The organism is Liquorilactobacillus satsumensis DSM 16230 = JCM 12392 (genome assembly GCF_001435195.1).
In the GTDB taxonomy this organism is placed as follows: domain Bacteria; phylum Bacillota; class Bacilli; order Lactobacillales; family Lactobacillaceae; genus Liquorilactobacillus; species Liquorilactobacillus satsumensis.
In genome coordinates, this window is sequence record NZ_AZFQ01000044.1 from 1 (window position 1) to 1,609 (window position 1,609).

Annotated in this window: 2 protein-coding genes; one reads left to right on the forward strand and one right to left on the reverse strand. The window is 37.2% G+C overall.

All coding sequences use genetic code 11. The features are described 5' to 3' along the window. Positions 1-111: 111 nt before the first annotated feature. On the forward strand, positions 112-711 hold the full coding sequence (locus FD50_RS06915) for a DNA-3-methyladenine glycosylase I (protein ID WP_056960927.1): 600 nt from the start codon (positions 112-114) through the stop codon (positions 709-711). Positions 712-802: 91 nt separating this feature from the next. On the opposite strand, the gene FD50_RS06920 is transcribed toward FD50_RS06915, so the two are convergent. Continuing rightward, positions 803-1,282 carry a universal stress protein gene (locus tag FD50_RS06920; protein WP_054757358.1) on the reverse strand — a complete coding sequence of 160 codons (480 nt, stop codon included), beginning with the start codon at positions 1,280-1,282 and terminating at the stop codon, positions 803-805. Between the last annotated feature and the right edge of the window lie 327 nt (positions 1,283-1,609).

Consider the following 1,609-nt stretch of genomic DNA (forward strand, 5'->3'; position numbering starts at 1 on the left):
AATTACTACTTTTTCTGGCGAAGCTCTTTATTTTGGGACTTTTGACCCAGCCCCCTTTTTTTATACTATTGCGTATTTTATAACAGGAACAATTAAGGAGGCGAGAACAAAATGGTGCTTCGGTGTTCTTGGGCAGTTAGCGATGACTTGCTATTACAGTATCATGATGAAGAGTGGGGGAAGATACATGTCGCTGAAAGAGAAAGCTTTGAACTGCTTAGTCTTGGAATCATGCAGGCTGGTTTGAGGTGGGAAGTAGTTTTAAAAAAGCGGATTGCGTTGAAAAAAGCTTTTAAAAATTTTGATATTGAGCTGTTGACGCAGTTGACAGAGGCTGAAATCAGCAGTTTGTTATTAAATCCAAACATTATTAGAAATCGAAGAAAGATTGATGCAGTACTTAAAAACGCCCAGCTTCTGTCTGAATTACACAGACGCACATTTAGGCTTTCACAATATCTATGGCATTTTACGGAGGGGCGGCCAATCATTAATCATTGGCAGTTTGGAAATCAGCTACCTGAAAAGACAATTTTGTCAACGAAAATAGCATTTGAACTTAAAAAAATGGGTTTCAATTTTGTTGGACCAACACTTGTTTACGCATTAATGCAATCGCTTGGGATAGTGAATGATCATCTTGAAAGTTGTTTTTATAAGTATCACAAAGTTATAAATGTAAGCAGTGAAGGTAGAGCGCAGGAAGATTGAGAAGGGCTGTCCCCAAATAAAAAGCCGGCTATCAAATATCCCTAATAGCCAGCCTTGTTATTATTAAATTGTATCATGTTCATTGAAGCGATTATTTCTTTTCGGCTTTGACAGGTTTGTTTTCTGTGTCGGTTCTGACTACCAGAACATCACAAGTTGCAGTTCTAGTAACATATTCGGTTACAGAACCAATCAAGAGACGTTCAACAGCATTGAGACCGGTTGCTCCAATCACAATCAAATCAGTCTTTTGTTCTTGTGGAATATCTTTTGCAATCACAGGCTTGGGTGCACCATACTCAATTGCATAGTCAATATTAGTTATTCCAGCTTCCTTAGCCTGTTTGATGTACTTTTCCATCGTTTCTTTTGCGGTATCTGCAACTTGTTCAACCATAGTCGTATCGAAACTTGAAACATTTTGAAAAGCGCGAGTGTCAACAACATGAAGCAAATGGACCTTTGTTGCTGCACCGTTTCTTTGGGCAACAGCAACCGCCTTTTTGAAAGCCAGCTCTGCTTCTTTTGATCCATCAACTGGAACCAAAACGTTTTTATATTGTTGTAGCATACGAATCACCCCTCCATCTTATCAACTCTATTGTACGTTATGTTGCGTAAAAAACAAAGTAAAAACCTTAGTGGTATTAAACTAATTTATTTTAAAAAATTCAAGGTAAGGATGCTGTTCAAACTTTTGCATAATTAGCAACTCAAGCCTCAACAACATGTAGTTTAGCTGGAGCAAACTTCTTCAAGAGTAAGATTAATCCATTTTATGAAAGAGAGAGGAGTGCTATGAAAAAATGATTATTTGAATGCCTTAATTCATATACTACACATAAAATTAAAGAGAGTGTGACATAAGTCGGGAAAATTTGAGTGCTAACTCGAAATT